Origin of the sequence: Rhizobium sp. ERR 1071, from assembly GCF_007828675.1 — a bacterium.
Lineage (GTDB): Bacteria > Pseudomonadota > Alphaproteobacteria > Rhizobiales > Rhizobiaceae > Rhizobium > Rhizobium dioscoreae.
Genome location: NZ_VITM01000008.1, coordinates 69,170 through 86,355, shown reverse-complemented (window position 1 = coordinate 86,355; position 17,186 = coordinate 69,170). Strand labels below are relative to the sequence as shown.

Genomic DNA, 17,186 nt, shown 5'->3' with positions numbered 1-17,186 from the left:
AATTATTCAGCGACGAGAGAGATTCCTTTGATCGTGGTCAGCGGTGATTTTCTTCATCTGGCGAAATCCATCACGAATGTCGTTCTCGATGGCGGCTCGGGCGGCCGCGGCATCCTTGTCAACGAGCGCCTCTATTGCGGCACGATGGTTGCGAGCACCGTGGCGGGTCTCGGAAAATTCTGGGTAGAGGCCATTAAATGACGCACCAACCCGCAGCCACAGGGTCTCGATCGTCTGCAAAAGATAGGGCATACCGCTCAAACGGTAGATCGCGAAATGGAACTCCTTATTATGCCAGAGGGCGTCAAAATAACGCTTTTCGTCTAGTGCGGCGTCAATTTTCGCCTGAAGTAGCTCCAGTTCTTCGATCGTCGCCTCGCTTGCAGCCTTGACGGACAGCGCCGCCGCAAGCCCTTCCAGGGCTAGGCGCATCTGCGTGATCTCCTCGAGATCCGACAATCTTAAGTGAGGAACGATAACGGTTTTCGGGCCGGAATAAATGAGCGCGCCATCGATCACCAGGCGGTTAATAGCATCACGAGCGGGCGTTGTGCTGACATCCAGCATTTCCGAAACCGCCCGAATTGTGAGCTTATCTCCGGGGGAGAAAGCGCCTCGGATCAGTCGCTCCTTCATGTTGCTGTATGCCATTTCGCCCAATCGATTGGGCTGATGTCGATGATGGCCTTCGTCATCCGGTGCGATTTCCATTGAAAATTTCTCCAATTTCCTTTGACAAACGTTCATTTTGTTGCAACAAAAATGAAAAGCGACGTGCTTGCAAACATTATGTGACATTAAAAGTCATAGCACGTTCGCAAATTCCCGTCTTCCCAAAGTTCAATTCGGGAACCGGACCAGAAGCCAAGCGATCGGTGAGTGAGTTGCAGCGCCGGCGCAAACGACAACGTTCATAACGACAACAATAAGGAGAGGGACTTTGATTGGTGAAGCACTTACGCTGCAAGGGCTTGAAAAGCGATATGACACATCGCTTGCCGTGGATGGCATCTCGCTTGCCATCCGGGCAGGTGAATTCCTGTCGATCCTTGGTCCTTCGGGCTCTGGCAAGACGACGCTACTAACGATGATTGCGGGCTTCGAGAGCCCGAGCAACGGCCAGATCATGATCGGCCGGCGCGATGTTACCTATGTGGCACCAAACAGGCGCAACATCGGTATGGTGTTCCAGCGCTATGCGCTCTTTCCGCATTTGTCGGTGGCGGCCAACATTGCTTTTCCGTTGCGCATGCGCCGAATGGACAAAGGTCTCATCAGCCGCAAGGTCGAGGCGGTACTGGCGCAGGTACATCTCGACGGCTATGGCGATCGATATCCCCATCAACTCTCCGGAGGTCAGCAGCAACGCGTCGCCGTCGCTCGGGCGATCGTCTTCGAGCCGCCCGTTCTCTTGATGGACGAACCACTTGGGGCCCTGGACAAGAAACTGCGGGAAGCGCTGCAATTGGAAATCAAGAGCTTGCAGCAACGCCTTGGGGCGACCGTCGTCTATGTGACGCATGATCAGGAGGAAGCACTCACAATGTCTGATCGCGTTGCGGTGGTCGCAAAAGGTCGCCTGGCTCAAGTGGGATCGCCGCTCGATCTTTACCGTTCGCCTGCCTCAGCCTTTGTCGGAGACTTCATTGGCCGCATGAACTTTCTCGACGGCGAATATCTCGGTCAAGATAACGGGAAGTACATGATACGGCCAAAAGGCGGCAATGTCGTTGTTGCGGCGGCTGCCGAAGACGGGGCAAGCCCCTTTTCCCCACGCCAAGCTGTCAGTATCGCGGTTCGCCCCGAACGGCTGTCGCTAGCCCCTCACGGTCGCGACCGCGGCGCCATTCTGACAGGCACCATAGATGCAACTGTTTTCGCCGGTTCGTTTTTCCTCTTCTTCGTACGAACCCAGAACAGCGATGACCGCCTCCTCCAGATCCAGATGCCCGTCGGAAATGTAGCGGCAGGCCTTCATCAGGGAGACTTGGTTGACGTCATCCCAGAAGCGAACGCCTTGCGGCTGTTTGCAAAAGCGGAGGTCTAATCCGTGGCATCATCCTTCGCGAGACAATCAACCGGCACTTTCCGCAGTTGGATCCTTACAGGATCGAGTCAGCATTATTCGCCGCTATTGGCCATCTTGCTGATCCTGCCACTGCTCCTCCTCTTGGCAGGAGGCTTCGTCTATCCGGTGCTCAGGCTTATCGGCATCAGCCTTTCCGGGGAAGCCCCACTTGCTCCCTACCAACGTGTGTTCGACAGTCCACTTTATATTCAGGTCCTGCTCAGAACCTTCCGCATCGCAGCGATCGTAACCGTTGCCTGTTTTGCAATCGGATATCCGACCGCCTATGCGATCGCGCGCATGCGCGCCAAGTGGGTAAAGCTCGGAACGGCATGCTTGTTCATTCCGCTATGGACTTCGGTGCTTGTACGCTCCTATGCGTGGATCGTACTGCTGGGTCGCAACGGCATCATCAACGACGGGCTGATCCAGCTCGGTATTATCTCAACGCCGCTGAAAATGCTCTATACGGAGGGCGCTGTCATTCTCGCGATGACGCATGTGCTGATGCCCTTCATGATCCTGCCGATCCATTCGGCCTTGCGTTCGGTGCCGAGCGCGTATGAGCAAGCGGCACGAAATCTCGGCGCCAGCCGGATCGTCGCCTTCTGGCGCGTGACCTTTCCACTCAGCCTATCCGGCGTATTCGCCGGCTGTGTGATCTGCTTCATTCTCGCCATCGGTTTTTACATCACGCCCGCCCTAGTCGGTGGACCCGGCGCGCTGATGATGGCGACCCTGATCGGCCAACAGACAATCGTCCTTCTGGATTGGCCTTTTGCGGCCGCCCTCTCGGTCATCCTGCTCACCGCGACGTTGCTGCTGGTGCTGCTCTTTCGCCGTGCACTTTCTTTCAGCAAAGGTTTGAACAGTGTCCATTGAATCTGAATCCTTTACGCAGCGATTGGCAACACCATCGTCCGAGGCTCGCCGGTATCGTTCGGTCTGGCCATGGATGGCACGACATACATCCAATCTGATGATCGCGGCGGTGCTTTTCTTTCTCATCCTTCCGACGCTGCTGGTGATACCGTTGGCCCTCAACGATGCCTCCTATATCACCTTCCCACCGCAGGGACTGACCCTACGCTGGTTCGAGGCGTATCTGTCCGATCCCGACTGGGTGCGCTCGACCATTTTCAGCCTGCAGATCGCCGCACTAGCCACCGTGGTAGCGACGGTCATCGGGACGATGGCGGCGGTTGCTCTTGTACGTGGCAAACTACCGGGTAGGGCACTGCTGCAGGCCCTATGCCTTGGGCCGATGATCGTCCCGGCAATCGTCTTCGGCGTGGCGCTCTATCTGGTCTTCTCACCTTTGCAGCTGACCGGGAATCTGACGGGATTCGTCCTTGCCCATTCGGTGCTGGCGGTACCTTTTGTCGTTATCATCGTTTCCGCAGCGCTGGGAAGAATGGACCCTCTGTTGGAACTGGCGGCCTTAAGCTGCGGAGCGGGGCGGCTCAGAGCCTTCTTTGCCGTGACACTTCCAAATCTGGCGCCGGCCGTCGCGACCGCCGCGATCTTTGCGTTCCTGACCTCCTTCGATGAAGCGACCGTGGCATTCTTCATCTCTGATACCGGCGGGAAGACGATTAGCCGGAAAATGTTCGAGGATATCGATTTCAACCTGACGCCTGTCATTGCCGCCGTCTCGGTCATCGTGGTTGCCGTTTCGCTGCTTTTGATGGGTTCCATACATCTCCTGAACAGCCGCCGGGAGCAGCAATAGCGGCAAAAACACCCGCCGCAGGCGGGACATAAGAGGGAAACATTGATGACAATAAGAGCAGCCATCCGGCTGAGCGGCATTGCTATGCTTTGCGCAGCCATTCTTCTGGGAGAAACGCCCAATCCAGCACTTGCCAGTGAGCAGGTCGTAATCGCCACGACTGGCGGCGCCTATGATGCAGCGCTACGCAAATGGTGGTTCGAGCCGTTCACCGCCAAGACGGGTATCCAGGTCATTTCCGTAGCGGCAACCAACGCCGAGATGCGCGCTAAAGCGACCGCTATGGTGAAAACTGGCAATATCAGCTGGGATCTGTACCCCGATGGAGAAATCCAGGTGAGCTCAAACGATCATCTGGCTATTTCTGAACCGCTCGGTAGCTTTTGCACACAGTTTAAGGACCGTCAGGATCTCGTTTCCGATGCCTGCATCCCGGCCGGCGTGCGGCTGTTTTCGACAGCCACATTGATGGCCTACGATCCGCAGGCCTTCAAAGGCAACGAGCCCATCACCTGGGCGGATATGTGGGATACTTCGAAGTTCCCTGGCGGACGCTCGTTTCCGAATTTCGACGATCCTTGGCGTGTCATGGCGGCTGCCCTTTTGGCAGATGGTGTCAAACGCGAGAACCTCTTTCCGCTCGACGTCGATCGTGCGCTTAAGAAACTTGATGCATTGCGGCCATCCATCTCGCTTTGGTGGAAAACCGGAGATCAGAGCGTCCAGGGATTCCGTGAGCGGGATTACAGCATCGGACAGATTTGGCTAACGAGGGCCAGCGCGCTCAAGGCAGAAGGACGTTCAATCGCCTGGTCGAACAAGGCGGCATTTCTGGTAGGGGATCGTCTCACGGTTATCAAAGGTGCCCCCAATCGCGACAATGCTCTGAAGCTCATCGCCTTCTGGTTGGACTCGCCAGAGATCCAGGCCAAGGTTTGCGAGGCATTGCTTTGCACGCCACCAAGCAGCGCGGCGATTATGATGATGCCGCAAGCGATTCGCGATCAAATGCCGAGCGCCGAAGACGTGCGCGACAGTATCGTCATCCCCGATGCCAAATGGATCAACGATCATGCCTCGGAGTTGCTGGAGCGGTGGAACAACTGGGTCCGCTAAAGCAGGATAAGGATGTGAAAACATTGGGCATGATCATGCCGGCGCCGTGACGTTGGAAAGATGAACCTTCAGCGAATGTCCATTCGATGAATGCTACGAATCCGACGCCGATGCTTCCTTATAAACATTGGCAGGAGGTCCGTCTGCGAACAGAAAGGCTGGGAGCCGAGCGGACCTCTCTTGCCCAATGAGGCATCGCAAGCAGGCAGAAATGCCCCTTTGCCGCGCGCCGCTGCCCTCTCTTTGGTTTTGCGTTTATCAACGGGAGCGGCTTGCAATTGGGACGGCACCAAAAGCATCGAGGCAATCCGTCGGTGGATGCCGAGAGGTCCCCGGTGACCGGGTATATCGCAAAGACAATAACATAGCCGCCTGCAGTCTCAGAGGGGAAAATGCCCGGATGCCAATTGATCTTTATCGGCCGCCCTATAAAGAGGCGACGCCCCCTTAATGCTCTAAAGTCAAACTTGACTTCTCATTTCAAACATAAGAACATAAAGGGAACATGCGGAATTTATCGTGACCTATGTCGACCACGTTATTGAGCAGGCGCCCTCGAAATCCGAATTCGATCAAAGGGCTGAAAGATCTCTTCCGCTACGTTATCCGGTTGGGATAGCTTCAAAATCGGACTGGCATTGCAACCGGATCGTACCTAGAACTGGAATCATCAGAAAGGATCCCGCTCTCCATGAAGTTCAGCCTCGATCATCTGCCGGAACGCAAACGCGTCGAACTGTCGCGGATTGTCGATATCGTGCATGAAGAATTCGAGGATGCACTGAAGGAAGGTACGGCCGATTTCAAGAAGAAGGGTCGCATCCTCAAGATCATTCTTTTCGGCTCCTATGCTCGTGGCGATTGGGTCGATGAAGAGAACATCGGCAAAGGCTATAAGTCCGACTACGATCTGCTGGTAATCGTCAACAATCGCAAGCTGACCGACTTCGGTTCATACTGGCGCAAGGCGGCCGATCGCTTTCCTCGTATCATCAAGCCGCCGGTCAGCCTCAACGTCCATTCGCTGCGTGAGGTCAACACAGCACTGAAACTCGGCAATTATTTCTTCAGCGAAATCCGGCGCGACGGCATCGTTCTCTACGAACTCGACGATGAGGAACTTGTCGAACCCAAGCCGCTCACACCAGCGGAGAAATATCGCGTCGCTCAACAGCATTTTAAGAGATTTCACAAAAGCGAGAAATTTCTTAAGGTTGCTCGCTTTTCCGCAAGCGAAGGCGACACGGATGAAGCAGCATTCCTCCTCCATCAAGCGATTGAACAGGCGTATTCGACCTTACTGCTGACATTGACGAATTACAGCCCTGCCTCACATAACCTCAACCATTTAAGGACACTTGCAGAAGGTCGTGATCGGCAGCTTGCTGAGATCTGGCCACAAGATCGGCAGCGCTATACTGCCTGGTTCAACATCATCAACCACGCCTACGTGAAAGCCCGCTATTCCGAGCATTTCAAGATCACCGAAGAAGCGCTCGTCTGGCTTGGCGAACGTACGGACGCACTGCAGCAACTGGTAAAAGCGATTTGTGAGGAGCATATCGAAAAGCTGCGGAAAAAGCTCTGAGCGCTGTTAGCAAGCGCTGGTCAACCTTCCTACCGCCGGCCGGCCGTGCCGCCGTCTTTCTCAGGGCAGTTGGCCCTTATCGGATCACCGTCCTGCCCTGCTCCGCCATCTTGGGAAACTCCCCTCTATCCGCACTCCCATCGCTTAGCGCGGCCGATACTCGAGTGGTGGGGCGTTACCGAGAAGCACAGAGATACCGGTCCCGCCCGGCCATGTTGGCTACAGGAAACCTAATTCAATTTGACGTCTGCGTTACCGAATCCGCGCCGCGCCGGTCGAACAGCCCGCATCTGCGTTTCGCTAGCACTCAGCAGGCAAAAAACCTTGAACCAGAAATGGCCGTCGGCAGCACGTCCATCCACCTTCGCGCCTAAAGCGCACCAAGCCACAGCAAGGGTGGCATCGGTACCATAGGCCGCTTTTGCGGCCAGGGCCGTGAGCGCAGGGTCCTTATCACACCAAATAGAGATGTCATCAGCCGAGGACGGTGGCTGGGGATATTTTGATGGATCCGCAAAAGTCATAGGAAGCTCTCCCGTGAATGTCCGGCACGGGACGAAATTTGGCCGGACTTTGTTCTCACAAGTGAGTCACGACCGCGGATGCCGCATATGTCGTGTGATCCCTGGCCACTTCCTACTTTATCTCAACGTACACCAACCCGTGAATCTTGGGCGAGCCAACCGAATTCGCTCGCGAGCGCCTCCTTTTGATGCAACAAAATTGTGATCGAACAAATATCATTTTCCCTCTTTACGTGCAATGCACATTTATGACAGGTAAATTGCTGCGATTTTCGGAAGAAGCAGGAAATATCGCAATTCTTGCGGGTATTTTTGTTGCGTCAAAATGTTCGAAGGTTATGCAGAGTCTCCGACCCTCTCATCTTTTGCGTGCTGCCGCCCACTGATCGAAAGGTTATCATCAATGAAGCCACTCATCCTCATTTGCTCCACGGATTACGAATTCTACCTTCTGCTCGCTCAGATCCTCAACATGAGAGGTTTTGAAGCTTCACTGGTGGAAGGAGCGGAGGAGGCTCTCGCTAGCATCAAATCCGATGACTTGGTGGCCGTGATAATAGACTATCATAGCGATGCCTTCCGCATCGGTGATCTCGTCAGCCAGATCAGAGGGACACTGACCGATACAGCGCTACCGATCGCGGTCTTCGTGAGAGCAGGCAATCAACAACTTTATCTCGAAGTGCTCAAAACCGGCGTGAGCGAAATTTTCATACGCCCGTTCAACCCAGAGCGTTTTCTATCTTATCTCTCAGATTTATCGCCAGACGACAACGCAAGATCTTGCACGGAAAAAGCTTCCGGCAATTCGCTTATTTATGCGGAAATCACGATGCAACTCGATAGAAGGCGCGTCGAGTGCAACGGCATGGATGTCCAACTCAGTCCGATCGAATTTCGCCTTCTCCAGCATTTTCTACAAAAACCAGGCTACGTTTTCAGCCGCGACGATCTCATCGAGGCTGCATGGCCGCGAGGTACCTTTGTGGAGCCCCGCACCGTCGACGTTCATGTCGGGCGCCTCCGGCGGACCATGCGAGCTGCGCTAGGTCGCGATGTTATCCGCACGGTGCGAGCTACCGGTTATGCGCTGGATGAGCGTCAGTGGGCAGATAGGGCTTCGTAGGGCACCGAGATTGCGGAGAGACTCCGTTGAGCATCAATTTGACGTTCCGCCTGTTGTGTTTCTCAAGCCTCTCGCGTTCGAAACATTGGCGTCACAGAACCTTCAAACAATATTACCGGAACGATCGTTGTTCGCGGCCCCATTCCACGGCAATAAAATAGCATCGCATCCTCAGTGAGATGCGATGTGCTGGAGCAGATATCCATCTTCTGCGGCATCATTGTTCCACTACCAACAATTTGGATATTCCCATGAGCGATGATCATCATCCGCCCACCGCTAACGCTGTGTCGCGACCCTACCGCAATACACACAGCGTGATTGTTTCCGCCGACCAAAACCTTGCTGCGGCCGAGCAGGAGGGGGTCATGGCGCTATACGTTGATCCGGATAAGGATCGCTCCGTCATGTTGCCCATGGCGCCTCAGAAGAGACAAGTGACTGACTTCGTTCGCTGCTCTTATCTCGGCCTCGACAATCACCCGCTCATCCTCGAAGGCGCAATAGAGGCGGTGCAGCGATGCAAGGCGCTCCATTGGTCCTGCGCAAGAACGAGGCTTAATTTCAGCCTACTAGGCAAGCTGGAAGAAGCGCTCTCCGACTTGTTTACGGCGCGGGTGATAACCTACACGACGGTCCTGGCCGCGAATATGAGTGCCCTACCACTCCTAGCCTCCGGATATCTCACTGAGAATAAAAGACCTACGGTCGTTTTCGACCGATTAGCGCATGCGACGCTTGCATTTCACAAACCTGTCATCGCCGCTGAAACCCCGATTGAAACGATTGCTCATAACGATCTGAACGCACTCGAGGATATTTGCAGGCGCAACGATCGCGTAGTCTATGTGTGCGATGGCGTCTATTCCATGGGCGGCAGTGCGCCGATTACCGACCTCCTCGCACTCCAGGATCGCTACGGCCTGTTTCTTTATATCGACGATGCCCATGGCGTTTCCTTGTTCGGAAAGTCTGGCGAGGGTTTTGTACGATCCCAAGTCGGCGCAGCCCTTGGCGAGCGCACAATCATTGCTGCATCGCTCGGCAAAGGCTTTGGAGCGTCGGGCGGCTTGCTGATGCTCGGCACTTCTCGGCAGGAAGAATTGTTCCGGCGCTTCTCGATCGCCTACGCCTTTTCCGCGTCGCTTAATTTGGCGGCAATCGGCGCTGCCATGGCGTCTCAGGCGCTGCACCGCACCGATGAGCTCAAGTTGCGCCAGGATGCGCTTGCGGCTCGGTTAGCTGTTTTCGACAGGATGGTTGCCAGCCAGCAAGCCGGCTCAAAGCTACCAATCCGCACCATAGAGTTCGGCAGCGAAAGACAATCCATTCGTGCCGCGGCCCATATTCTCAACAAAGGTTTCTACACCTCGGCGATCTTCTTTCCCACCGTCGCAAAGGCCAAGGCGGGCCTGCGGGTCTGCCCTACCGCTGGGCACGGCATTTGGGAAATTGAAGGGTTGGGACATGCGATCAACGAGGCGCTCGCCGAAGGAGGACCAAATCCATGATCGACCCAATCAGCGTCATTCTGACTGACACAGGAAACTAGCCGCAACGCCAGCTTAAAGGCCGACGAGATCGATATGCTGAAATATATCGCCGAAACCTACGTTACCTTATCCGATGCCGATGTATCGCTTGAGCAGATTTGCCAAAAAGCTGCCGAGCTATGCCCTTCAATAATCTCCAACGGGCGGGAAAGAAGGTTCAAATGCGAGAAAGAACACGCAACTCTCAGCCCTACGGATCTTGTTGCCGAGCGGGGTCCGCAGTTTTGGTACGATAGCCAATCTGCGGTCACTGAAGGAGCCGACAGATTTCTGAACTTTGATGACGGCTGCGCCATCATACGGGCGACCAACGATGGTGTATTTGTTCGCATTTCTGCCCGGAACCTCCTTATTTTCTACGGAATCCGAACGCTTCTCGAGGGTAGCCTTTTGAAACTCGCGGCCATCTCCAATGACGCGATCGAGTGGTTCGATGCGGGACGTGAACCGCCTCACTTGCCTTCACATAGAATGGAGCATTAAGGACCGCGGTGGGTTTGAGGCTGGCAATAAGATTAGTGCCATTTCGGCTCGGCAACCTCGTCGCCTCGATCGCTCGGCGCGAACCAGCAGTATCAATTTCGTCAGCACCGCCGTTACGATGTTGCGCACGTAGCGCGGCCATCAACCAGAAGATCGGAGCCAGGCAGACCCCCGAGCTAGTCCGGCACGGGGAGCAGATCGTCGGCAGACTAGAAGGACTGCGTTCAAAGTGCCCTATCATGAACCGGAAATACTGCAACCCGAGAAAGTTTATTCATGGCGCTGAAAGACAGACTACATCCAAGCTTACTGCTCACCCTGGTGCCGGTCGCAGCGACAGCGCTAACACTCTGTATCACTGGATGGCAATGGCAGGATTTGGCGATCGGCATGCCGCCACGAATGACCTATTGGTTCCTGCGAGCTGTTCCTCTTCCCAATCTCCTTCTCGGGCCTATCACCTCACTTCTGACGATTTCGGTATTGCCGCTACATCGCCGTCGGCCTATCGCTCTTGCGAGCCTTCTTTGCTTTTTATGGGTGGCAGGATTTTACGCTCAGCGGGAGTATGCCCGTCTGGTTCCATGGGTGGAGAATGGTGCCGTCACATGGAACGAGGCGCTCGCATATCTCGACGCCTTCTCTGTTACCGCGATCATTCTCGGATTTGGTATTGTCGCAATCTCCGCGCGGATCTCGATCGTCGTTCCCGATCCGATCAAGCGGGCCAAGCGCGGCATTTTCGGAGATGCTAATTGGCTACCCATGCCGGAAGTGGCTAAGCTCTTCCCCTCGGACGGAGAGATCGTTGTCGGCGAGCGCTACCGCGTCGACCGTGATCGCGTTCATAAGTTGCCTTTTGATCCAAACGATCCCGGGACTTGGGGGCAGGGTGGCAAGGCGCCACTCATGACCTTCAATCAGAATTTCGATTCCACCCATATGTTATTCTTCGCAGGTTCCGGCGGCTTCAAGACGACCAGCAATGTCATTCCTACAGCGCTGCGCTACAAGGGGCCACTGATCTGTCTCGATCCATCAACCGAAATCGCGCCGATAGTTCTCGATCATCGCGTCCATGCGATCGACCGGGAAGTCATGGTACTCGACCCCACTAATCCGGTCATGGGTTTCAACGTTCTTGATGGGATCGAGCGATCGACGCGTAAGGAAGAGGACATCGTAGGGATCGCACATATGCTTTTGTCGGAGAGCCTACGCTTCGATACTTCGACTGGCTCCTATTTCCAGAACCAGGCGCACAACCTGCTAACTGGGCTTCTGGCACATGTGATGTTATCGCCGGATTTCGCTGGTCGCCGTAACTTACGTAGCCTGCGTCTTATCGTTTCCGAACCCGAACCATCGGTGCTTGCCATGTTGCGCGACATCCAGGAAAACTCCGCGTCCGCCTTTATTCGCGAGACACTCGGTGTCTTCACCAACATGACGGAGCAGACCTTCTCGGGCGTATATTCCACCGCATCCAAGGATACGCAATGGTTGTCGCTCGACAATTATGCTGCGCTCGTCTGCGGAAATGCGTTCAAATCGAGCGACATCGCTTCCGGACGGAAGGACGTCTTCCTCAACATCCCCGCATCGATCCTGCGCTCCTATCCCGGCATTGGCCGAGTGATCAGCGGCGCGCTGATCAACGCCATGGTCCAGGCCGACGGCAACTTCCGCCGGCGCGCGCTCTTCATGCTCGACGAAGTCGATCTGCTGGGTTACATGCGTATTCTTGAAGAAGCGCGCGACCGCGGACGTAAGTATGGCATCACACTGATGTTGATGTACCAATCCGTCGGCCAGCTCGAGCGTCATTTCGGAAAGGACGGAGCAACCTCTTGGATCGAAGGCTGCGCCTTCACGTCGTACGCCGCAATCAAGGCACTCGACACGGCGCGCAATGTCTCCGCCCAATGCGGAGAGATGACCGTTGAAGTGCGGGGACGTTCGCGCAATGTCGGCTGGAGCAACTCCAACAGCAGCGCCCGCAAATCCGAAAGCATCAGTTTCCAGCGCCGGCCGCTGATTATGCCGCACGAAATCACTCAGTCGATGCGCAAGGACGAGCAGATCATCATTGTACAGGGCCACAGTCCAATTCGCTGCGGACGGGCGATCTATTTCCGTCGCAAGGAGATGGATGTGGCGGCAAAGGTCAATCGTTTTGCGAAGTTCTAGGCATTGGCGATAAAGCTGAAGCCTATTGCGAGAGATACGAACAATGGTACCTCTTGGGTACGAGGCCCATCGAAAATGCTTGTTTCTACTATATGAAATCAGATGGCTGGGAAACCTGGATTCGAACCAAGATTAACGGAGTCAGAGTCCGCTGTTCTACCATTGAACTATTTCCCAACAGCCGCCGGGCGTTGAATGCCCCTGCGGGGAAAGCAGGGCCTCTATAATCGAATTTGCCGCGGATGCAAACACTTTAACGCAGGAAAATGCGATTTTTTGAGAGTCGCACCAAACCATCATGATAGGTCACAAATCCGCATGCTGCCAGCAGATTTGCAAGCCGTACTGGCCCAATGGCCAGAGTCAGCCGCCGAGGAGCGACTCGCCGGTTTCGCGATCGCGTCTTCAATCGTCTCACCAGCGCAACAGGCGCTTGCCGAGGACATATCCGACAGCGGTCACCATGGCGATCGCGATAGGATACCAGAGCAGGACGAAAAGCGGGCTGTCATCTGTGCAATTGGAGGCATAGAAGGTCGCGGCGATGCCGCTGGCGGCAAGGCCAGCAACGGCGCCGGCCGCCCCCGGCTTTTCCGGCGCGCCATAGCGCAGCGCGTAAAGGAAGCAGGCAAGTGGCCCGACCGAAAGCAGCGGGATGAGTGTCAGGCAGAAGCGGGCATTGTGCCCGATCATCCGCGCGCTCCAGCTGTCGGCCGGCATGACGGCCATTTCGACGGCTGCGGCGGCAAGCAGCAAGATGGGCGCCAAGAGCAGCGTCCAACCCCAGAGGCGCAGCGATGCACCCGGCCGCCCGATACGGAAGACGACGGCACAGGCTGTTGCGGCAAGCGCGATGGTCACGACGAACTTGAACAGGAAACGGACGGTCTCCATCGCTGTATCGATATCAGCGCGAAAGCCGATCATGGCGAAGAAGATACCGCCGCTGATCAGGATGCCCGCGACGACCGCCAGGGTCAGGACTTTGCCGATCCGCATGCGGACCGGCGCGTCCTGCGCCAGAAGATTGATGAGGTCATCGGTTTTCACTGGTCTCACTCCGATACAAAGCCGCAAGCATCTTCAACGCGCGGTGCAACGCGACGCGCACCGCCCCTTCCGTCATCTTCAGCCGGTCCGCCGTTTCTCGGACGCTGCTTCCCTCGACGGAAATCGAGCGCACGATGGTCTTCTGCGGATCTTTAAGCCGCTCCAACATACGATCGACATCAAACCGATCCGAGGCATCGGTATGCTCTTCCGCCTCCAGGAAATCGATCACATCATCGATCGGTACGCTCATATGCCGCCCGCGCCTTCTCAGGCTGTCGATCAGCTTGTTGCGCACGATCGTCGACAGCCAGGGTCCGATCGGGCGGGATGAATCCCACGTGCCGCGCTTCAGATGGATGGCGAGCAGCACTTCCTGCACCACATCCTCGGCCTCGCTTACCGGCGCACCCAGCTGATCGCAGCGCCGGCGCGCCATGGCGCGCAGATGCGGCGCGACCGCGGTGAGGAAACGGTGATAGGCCTGCGCATCGCCGCCGATCGCCGCGCGCATCCAGACTGCCCATTCCTCTTCGCGCGCCGAATGATTCATCCGACATCTCCTCTACGCGGGACCGCAGGCTTTCGTTACCGGCAACGGCAACTATTTTTCAAGCCTTTTCGTCTCAACGGCGGGTTCTTCGCCAAATGCGCTTCTACCCACGCACTTGTCGGCCTTGCCCCACATCCGCCCGGCTATTTCCTACCGCGGCAGAGCCGGCATACTATAAGTGACGGATCTCGAAAAAAAATTCTGACGCGGCTGTAACATCCGCTCGAGACGCTCCGTAGACCTCGATGCAAGCCAATGACGGCTCGCATTCATCTAGGAGACAGATCCATGAAGAACAGCATCCTCACCCTGGCCATTGCCGGCTCGATCGCATCGGCACTTGCATCCGTCGCCGTTCCGGCTTCGGCGGCCGATTCCAAGGAAAAATGCTATGGTGTCGCCCTGAAGGGCCAGAACGATTGCGCCGCAGGCAAGCATGACTGCGCCGGCAAGTCGACCATGAGCTACGACAAGATGTCCTTCAAGCTCGTTCCCACCGGGACCTGCACCTCGATGAAGACCCCGAAGGGCCACGGCTCGTTGACACCGGCCTGATCCGAAAACCGGATTGATCGTCAATCATCGCTCGTAAGGAGTTTATCATGACCAAGATGTCCGCACTCGCCCTGGCCGCATCGGTCGCAACGGCGGTGACGCTGGTTGCCGGCGCAACGACCGTATCCGCCGCCGATGCCAAGGAAAAATGCTACGGTGTCGCCCTCAAGGGCCAGAACGATTGCGCCGCCGGCCCCGGCACGACTTGCGCCGGCACGTCGAAAGTCGACTATCAGCGCAATTCGTGGAAGTTGGTTCCCGCCGGAACCTGCGAGACGATCAAGACGCCGAACGGCCATGGTACCCTGATGCAGGGTCCGGCCCCGGTCTGACCCCGGTCTGAATAAGCATCGCAAAGGTGTGGGCGGCGCATCCTTTACCGGCGCCGCCTGCCTCCTAAACGGAATGATTGATTACTTTGTTCTTGCGCAATTTCGGACGCGATGCCGCTGCGCAATTTTGCTGGAACTGCTCAATCCGGAGGCCCGCAATGAAACCGTCAGAACTCCCCCGTCGCGCCGGCGTCGGCTTCAAGCCGGAGCATTTTGCCGCGATCAACGACGCCACGCAGTCGATTGGCTTCTTCGAAGTCCATGCGGAAAACTATATGGGTGCTGGTGGTCCGCCACATGCCCAACTCGGCAGGCTGCGCCAGGATTATGCCTTGTCCATCCACGGCGTCGGCCTCTCCATCGGCTCGATGCAGCCTTTGGATAGCGAGCATCTCGCTCGCCTGAAGGTCGTCTGCGATCGCTACGAGCCGGAGAGCTTTTCGGAACATCTCGCCTGGTCGACCCACGACACGACCTTTCTCAACGATCTTCTGCCCCTGCCCTATACCGAAGCGACGCTGGCGCAAGTCTGCACCCATATCGATCAGGTGCAGACATCGCTCGGCCGTCAGATGCTGCTCGAGAATCCGGCTACCTACCTTCTGTTCGAAGAGAGCACGATCGAGGAAACCGAATTTCTAGCCGAGGTCGCCAGACGTACCGGCTGCGGCCTGCTGCTCGACGTCAACAATGTCTTCGTCGCCGCCACCAATCACCACATGGACGCGCGCGCCTATCTCAAGCGTTTCCCGGTGCAATGGGTGCGCGAGATCCATCTGAGCGGCCATTCGGAAACCGTCGACGATGCCGGTGCGCCGCTTTTGATCGACAGTCACGATACGCCGGTGAAAGATCCCGTCTGGGCGCTCTATGAAGAGCTCATCGGCCGGATCGGTCCAGTAGCCAGCCTGGTCGAATGGGATAATGACGTGCCGGAATGGCCGGTTCTAAGGGCTGAGGCCGAAGCGGCCGATGCCATCCTGAAGCGTGCCGCGGCACGCAGAGCAGCCTGAGGAGGGATCGATGTCTCTCGTCACGCAAAGCGAATTCGCCGCAGCACTCATCGATCCCGCTCTCGCGGTGCCCGATGGATTGACGGCCTGGAATGGCCCACAGCCGGCACGGCGTTTCGGTGTCTATCGCAATAATGTCGCCATCGGCCTGATCGGCGCGCTCGCCTCGCGCTTTCCGGCTGCGGAAAGGATCGTCGGCGAGGAATTCTTCGCCGCCATGGCGCATGAGTTCATCAGGCTGCATCCGCCGCGCTCGCCGCTGTTGCTTGCCTATGGCGATGACTTCCCCGATTTCGCCGGGAGTTTCGAACCGGCGCAGGAAATCCCCTATCTGCCCGATGTCATGCGACTGGAGGCGCTCCGGGGGCGGGCTTATCATGCGGCGGACGCCGTGCCGCTCGATGCGGCGCTCGTGGCGACCATCGAGCCGGCCGGTCTGGCGGAACTGGCTTTCGTGCCGCATCCTTCCGCCTCGGTCACACGTTCCGCCTATCCAGCCGTCACCATCTGGGCGATGAACACCGGCGAGATTGAACTCGAAGATATTAGCGATTGGACGGGCGAGGATGCCCTCGTCATTCGCCCGCAGATGATCGTCGAGGTGCATCGCCTGCCGCCGGGTGGCGCAACCTTTCTGGAAGAGCTGTTTTCTGGCGCTGCTCTTGGCCAGGCCTATGAGACGGCTCTTGCTGAAGCCGCCAATTTCGATCTTTCCGCCAACCTCGCCGGCGCGTTCACGGCAGGCGCCTTCATGGCCATTCGCTGAACGCCAGGGAGAACCAAAATGCAGAACCAGATGATGACGGCCGCTCCGGCCGAACGAGAAACCGTGGCCCAAAGGCTCTATGGCGCCCTAAAGCTTCTCGACCATATCCCGCATGACCTGATCGCACTTATCGCGCGGCTGTCTATCGCCGCCGTCTTCTGGCAATCCGGTCAGACTAAGGTGGATGGCTGGCACGTGACCGACAATGCCGTCTATCTCTTCCAGACGGAATACAAGCTACCGCTGGTCGATCCCTGGATCGCCGCCCATATTGCCGCTTTCAGTGAGCATTTCTTCCCATTTCTGCTCGTCATCGGATTTGCGAGCCGGCTCTCGGCGCTGGCGCTGCTTGGCATGACGCTGGTCATCGAGATCTTCGTCTATCCCGATGCCTGGCCGACGCATGGCACATGGGCAACCTGCTTTCTGGTGATCATCGCAGGTGGGCCTGGGCGTATCGCGCTCGACCACCTGATGGTCAGGCGGTTCACGCGCTGAGCCTGAGATCGGTAGACGGGAGCGCCAATACGAGCGGCG

At 56.7% G+C, this 17,186-nt stretch carries 18 protein-coding genes and 1 tRNA gene; 14 read left to right on the top strand and 5 right to left on the bottom strand.

Translation table 11 applies throughout. The annotated features are described in order from the left end of the window. Window positions 1-6: 6 nt before the first annotated feature. Entirely contained in the window at window positions 7-711 is a 705-nt protein-coding gene (locus FBZ99_RS24125; protein ID WP_145635388.1) for a GntR family transcriptional regulator, read from the bottom strand. 229 nt (window positions 712-940) lie between these two features. On the opposite strand from FBZ99_RS24125, the gene FBZ99_RS24120 reads away from it, so the two are divergent. The 5 genes from FBZ99_RS24120 (at window position 941) to FBZ99_RS24100 (ending at window position 6,504) form a co-directional block, all read left to right on the top strand. Then, window positions 941-2,047: an ABC transporter ATP-binding protein gene (locus FBZ99_RS24120; protein ID WP_145635386.1), complete on the top strand. Its 1,107-nt coding sequence runs from the start codon at window positions 941-943 to the stop codon at window positions 2,045-2,047. A gap of 3 nt (window positions 2,048-2,050) precedes the next feature. Then, window positions 2,051-2,950 (top strand): ABC transporter permease, encoded by a 900-nt coding sequence (locus FBZ99_RS24115; protein WP_246661192.1) that lies wholly within the window; start codon window positions 2,051-2,053, stop codon window positions 2,948-2,950. Window positions 2,951-3,023: 73 nt separating this feature from the next. Further along, window positions 3,024-3,800: an ABC transporter permease gene (locus tag FBZ99_RS24110; protein ID WP_145635384.1), complete on the top strand. Its 777-nt coding sequence runs from the start codon at window positions 3,024-3,026 to the stop codon at window positions 3,798-3,800. Window positions 3,801-3,884: 84 nt separating this feature from the next. Further along, window positions 3,885-4,916 (top strand): extracellular solute-binding protein, encoded by a 1,032-nt coding sequence (locus FBZ99_RS24105; protein ID WP_145635382.1) that lies wholly within the window; start codon window positions 3,885-3,887, stop codon window positions 4,914-4,916. Between the two features lie 691 nt (window positions 4,917-5,607). Then, window positions 5,608-6,504: a nucleotidyltransferase and HEPN domain-containing protein gene (locus FBZ99_RS24100; RefSeq protein WP_145635380.1), complete on the top strand. Its 897-nt coding sequence runs from the start codon at window positions 5,608-5,610 to the stop codon at window positions 6,502-6,504. Between the two features lie 230 nt (window positions 6,505-6,734). On the opposite strand, the gene FBZ99_RS24095 is transcribed toward FBZ99_RS24100, so the two are convergent. Then, window positions 6,735-7,028 carry a hypothetical protein gene (locus FBZ99_RS24095; protein ID WP_145635378.1) on the bottom strand — a complete coding sequence of 98 codons (294 nt, stop codon included), beginning with the start codon at window positions 7,026-7,028 and terminating at the stop codon, window positions 6,735-6,737. A gap of 403 nt (window positions 7,029-7,431) precedes the next feature. Between FBZ99_RS24095 and FBZ99_RS24090 the strand changes: the two genes are divergently transcribed. From FBZ99_RS24090 to traG, 4 genes are all read left to right on the top strand, one after another. Further along, on the top strand, window positions 7,432-8,154 hold the full coding sequence (locus FBZ99_RS24090; protein WP_186450345.1) for a winged helix-turn-helix transcriptional regulator: 723 nt from the start codon (window positions 7,432-7,434) through the stop codon (window positions 8,152-8,154). A gap of 251 nt (window positions 8,155-8,405) precedes the next feature. Continuing rightward, the gene (locus FBZ99_RS24085) at window positions 8,406-9,665 is read left to right on the top strand and encodes an 8-amino-7-oxononanoate synthase family protein (protein ID WP_145635373.1); all 1,260 of its coding nucleotides are present in this window, start codon (window positions 8,406-8,408) and stop codon (window positions 9,663-9,665) included. Window positions 9,666-9,740: 75 nt separating this feature from the next. Continuing rightward, window positions 9,741-10,190, top strand: a complete 450-nt coding sequence (gene rctB, locus FBZ99_RS24080; RefSeq protein ID WP_145635371.1) for an SMa0974 family conjugal transfer regulator — start codon at window positions 9,741-9,743, stop codon at window positions 10,188-10,190. Between the two features lie 276 nt (window positions 10,191-10,466). Then, entirely contained in the window at window positions 10,467-12,380 is a 1,914-nt protein-coding gene (traG, locus tag FBZ99_RS24075) for a Ti-type conjugative transfer system protein TraG (protein WP_145635369.1), read from the top strand. 103 nt (window positions 12,381-12,483) lie between these two features. Here traG and FBZ99_RS24070 read toward each other — a convergent pair. From FBZ99_RS24070 to FBZ99_RS24060, 3 genes are all read right to left on the bottom strand, one after another. Next, window positions 12,484-12,557: transfer RNA gene (locus FBZ99_RS24070), tRNA-Gln, on the bottom strand. Between the two features lie 237 nt (window positions 12,558-12,794). Further along, window positions 12,795-13,430, bottom strand: coding sequence for an NrsF family protein (locus FBZ99_RS24065; protein ID WP_145635367.1), 636 nt, complete (start codon window positions 13,428-13,430; stop codon window positions 12,795-12,797). Then, window positions 13,417-13,983: a sigma-70 family RNA polymerase sigma factor gene (locus FBZ99_RS24060; RefSeq protein WP_113367124.1), complete on the bottom strand. Its 567-nt coding sequence runs from the start codon at window positions 13,981-13,983 to the stop codon at window positions 13,417-13,419. The genes FBZ99_RS24065 and FBZ99_RS24060 overlap by 14 nt, the downstream gene beginning before the upstream one ends. A 288-nt stretch (window positions 13,984-14,271) precedes the next feature. Here FBZ99_RS24060 and FBZ99_RS24055 point away from each other — a divergent pair, with 288 nt between their 5' ends. The 5 genes from FBZ99_RS24055 to FBZ99_RS24035 all read left to right on the top strand — a co-directional run bounded on the left by FBZ99_RS24055 (window position 14,272) and on the right by FBZ99_RS24035 (window position 17,147). Further along, window positions 14,272-14,538, top strand: a complete 267-nt coding sequence (locus tag FBZ99_RS24055; protein WP_113331357.1) for a BufA1 family periplasmic bufferin-type metallophore — start codon at window positions 14,272-14,274, stop codon at window positions 14,536-14,538. Between the two features lie 47 nt (window positions 14,539-14,585). Next, window positions 14,586-14,870, top strand: a complete 285-nt coding sequence (locus FBZ99_RS24050) for a BufA1 family periplasmic bufferin-type metallophore (RefSeq protein ID WP_069611435.1) — start codon at window positions 14,586-14,588, stop codon at window positions 14,868-14,870. Window positions 14,871-15,028: 158 nt separating this feature from the next. Next, entirely contained in the window at window positions 15,029-15,883 is an 855-nt protein-coding gene (gene bufB / locus FBZ99_RS24045; RefSeq protein WP_145635365.1) for an MNIO family bufferin maturase, read from the top strand. A 10-nt stretch (window positions 15,884-15,893) separates the two neighbouring features. Further along, entirely contained in the window at window positions 15,894-16,649 is a 756-nt protein-coding gene (locus FBZ99_RS24040; RefSeq protein ID WP_145635363.1) for an HvfC/BufC N-terminal domain-containing protein, read from the top strand. An 18-nt stretch (window positions 16,650-16,667) separates the two neighbouring features. Then, complete coding sequence (locus tag FBZ99_RS24035) at window positions 16,668-17,147, top strand: DoxX family protein (RefSeq protein ID WP_145635360.1); 480 nt, start codon at window positions 16,668-16,670, stop codon at window positions 17,145-17,147. Window positions 17,148-17,186: the final 39 nt, after the last annotated feature.

Coding starts and splice junctions, on each gene's coding strand:
- FBZ99_RS24125 (WP_145635388.1), bottom strand. CDS start 711: ATGGAAATCGCACCGGATGACGAAGGCCATCATCGACATCAGCCCAAT.
- FBZ99_RS24110 (WP_145635384.1), top strand. CDS start 3,024: ATGGCACGACATACATCCAATCTGATGATCGCGGCGGTGCTTTTCTTT.
- FBZ99_RS24105 (WP_145635382.1), top strand. CDS start 3,885: ATGCTTTGCGCAGCCATTCTTCTGGGAGAAACGCCCAATCCAGCACTT.
- FBZ99_RS24100 (WP_145635380.1), top strand. CDS start 5,608: ATGAAGTTCAGCCTCGATCATCTGCCGGAACGCAAACGCGTCGAACTG.
- FBZ99_RS24095 (WP_145635378.1), bottom strand. CDS start 7,028: ATGACTTTTGCGGATCCATCAAAATATCCCCAGCCACCGTCCTCGGCT.
- FBZ99_RS24090 (WP_186450345.1), top strand. CDS start 7,432: ATGAAGCCACTCATCCTCATTTGCTCCACGGATTACGAATTCTACCTT.
- FBZ99_RS24085 (WP_145635373.1), top strand. CDS start 8,406: ATGAGCGATGATCATCATCCGCCCACCGCTAACGCTGTGTCGCGACCC.
- rctB (WP_145635371.1), top strand. CDS start 9,741: ATGCTGAAATATATCGCCGAAACCTACGTTACCTTATCCGATGCCGAT.
- traG (WP_145635369.1), top strand. CDS start 10,467: ATGGCGCTGAAAGACAGACTACATCCAAGCTTACTGCTCACCCTGGTG.
- FBZ99_RS24060 (WP_113367124.1), bottom strand. CDS start 13,983: ATGAATCATTCGGCGCGCGAAGAGGAATGGGCAGTCTGGATGCGCGCG.
- FBZ99_RS24055 (WP_113331357.1), top strand. CDS start 14,272: ATGAAGAACAGCATCCTCACCCTGGCCATTGCCGGCTCGATCGCATCG.
- FBZ99_RS24050 (WP_069611435.1), top strand. CDS start 14,586: ATGACCAAGATGTCCGCACTCGCCCTGGCCGCATCGGTCGCAACGGCG.
- bufB (WP_145635365.1), top strand. CDS start 15,029: ATGAAACCGTCAGAACTCCCCCGTCGCGCCGGCGTCGGCTTCAAGCCG.
- FBZ99_RS24040 (WP_145635363.1), top strand. CDS start 15,894: ATGTCTCTCGTCACGCAAAGCGAATTCGCCGCAGCACTCATCGATCCC.
- FBZ99_RS24035 (WP_145635360.1), top strand. CDS start 16,668: ATGCAGAACCAGATGATGACGGCCGCTCCGGCCGAACGAGAAACCGTG.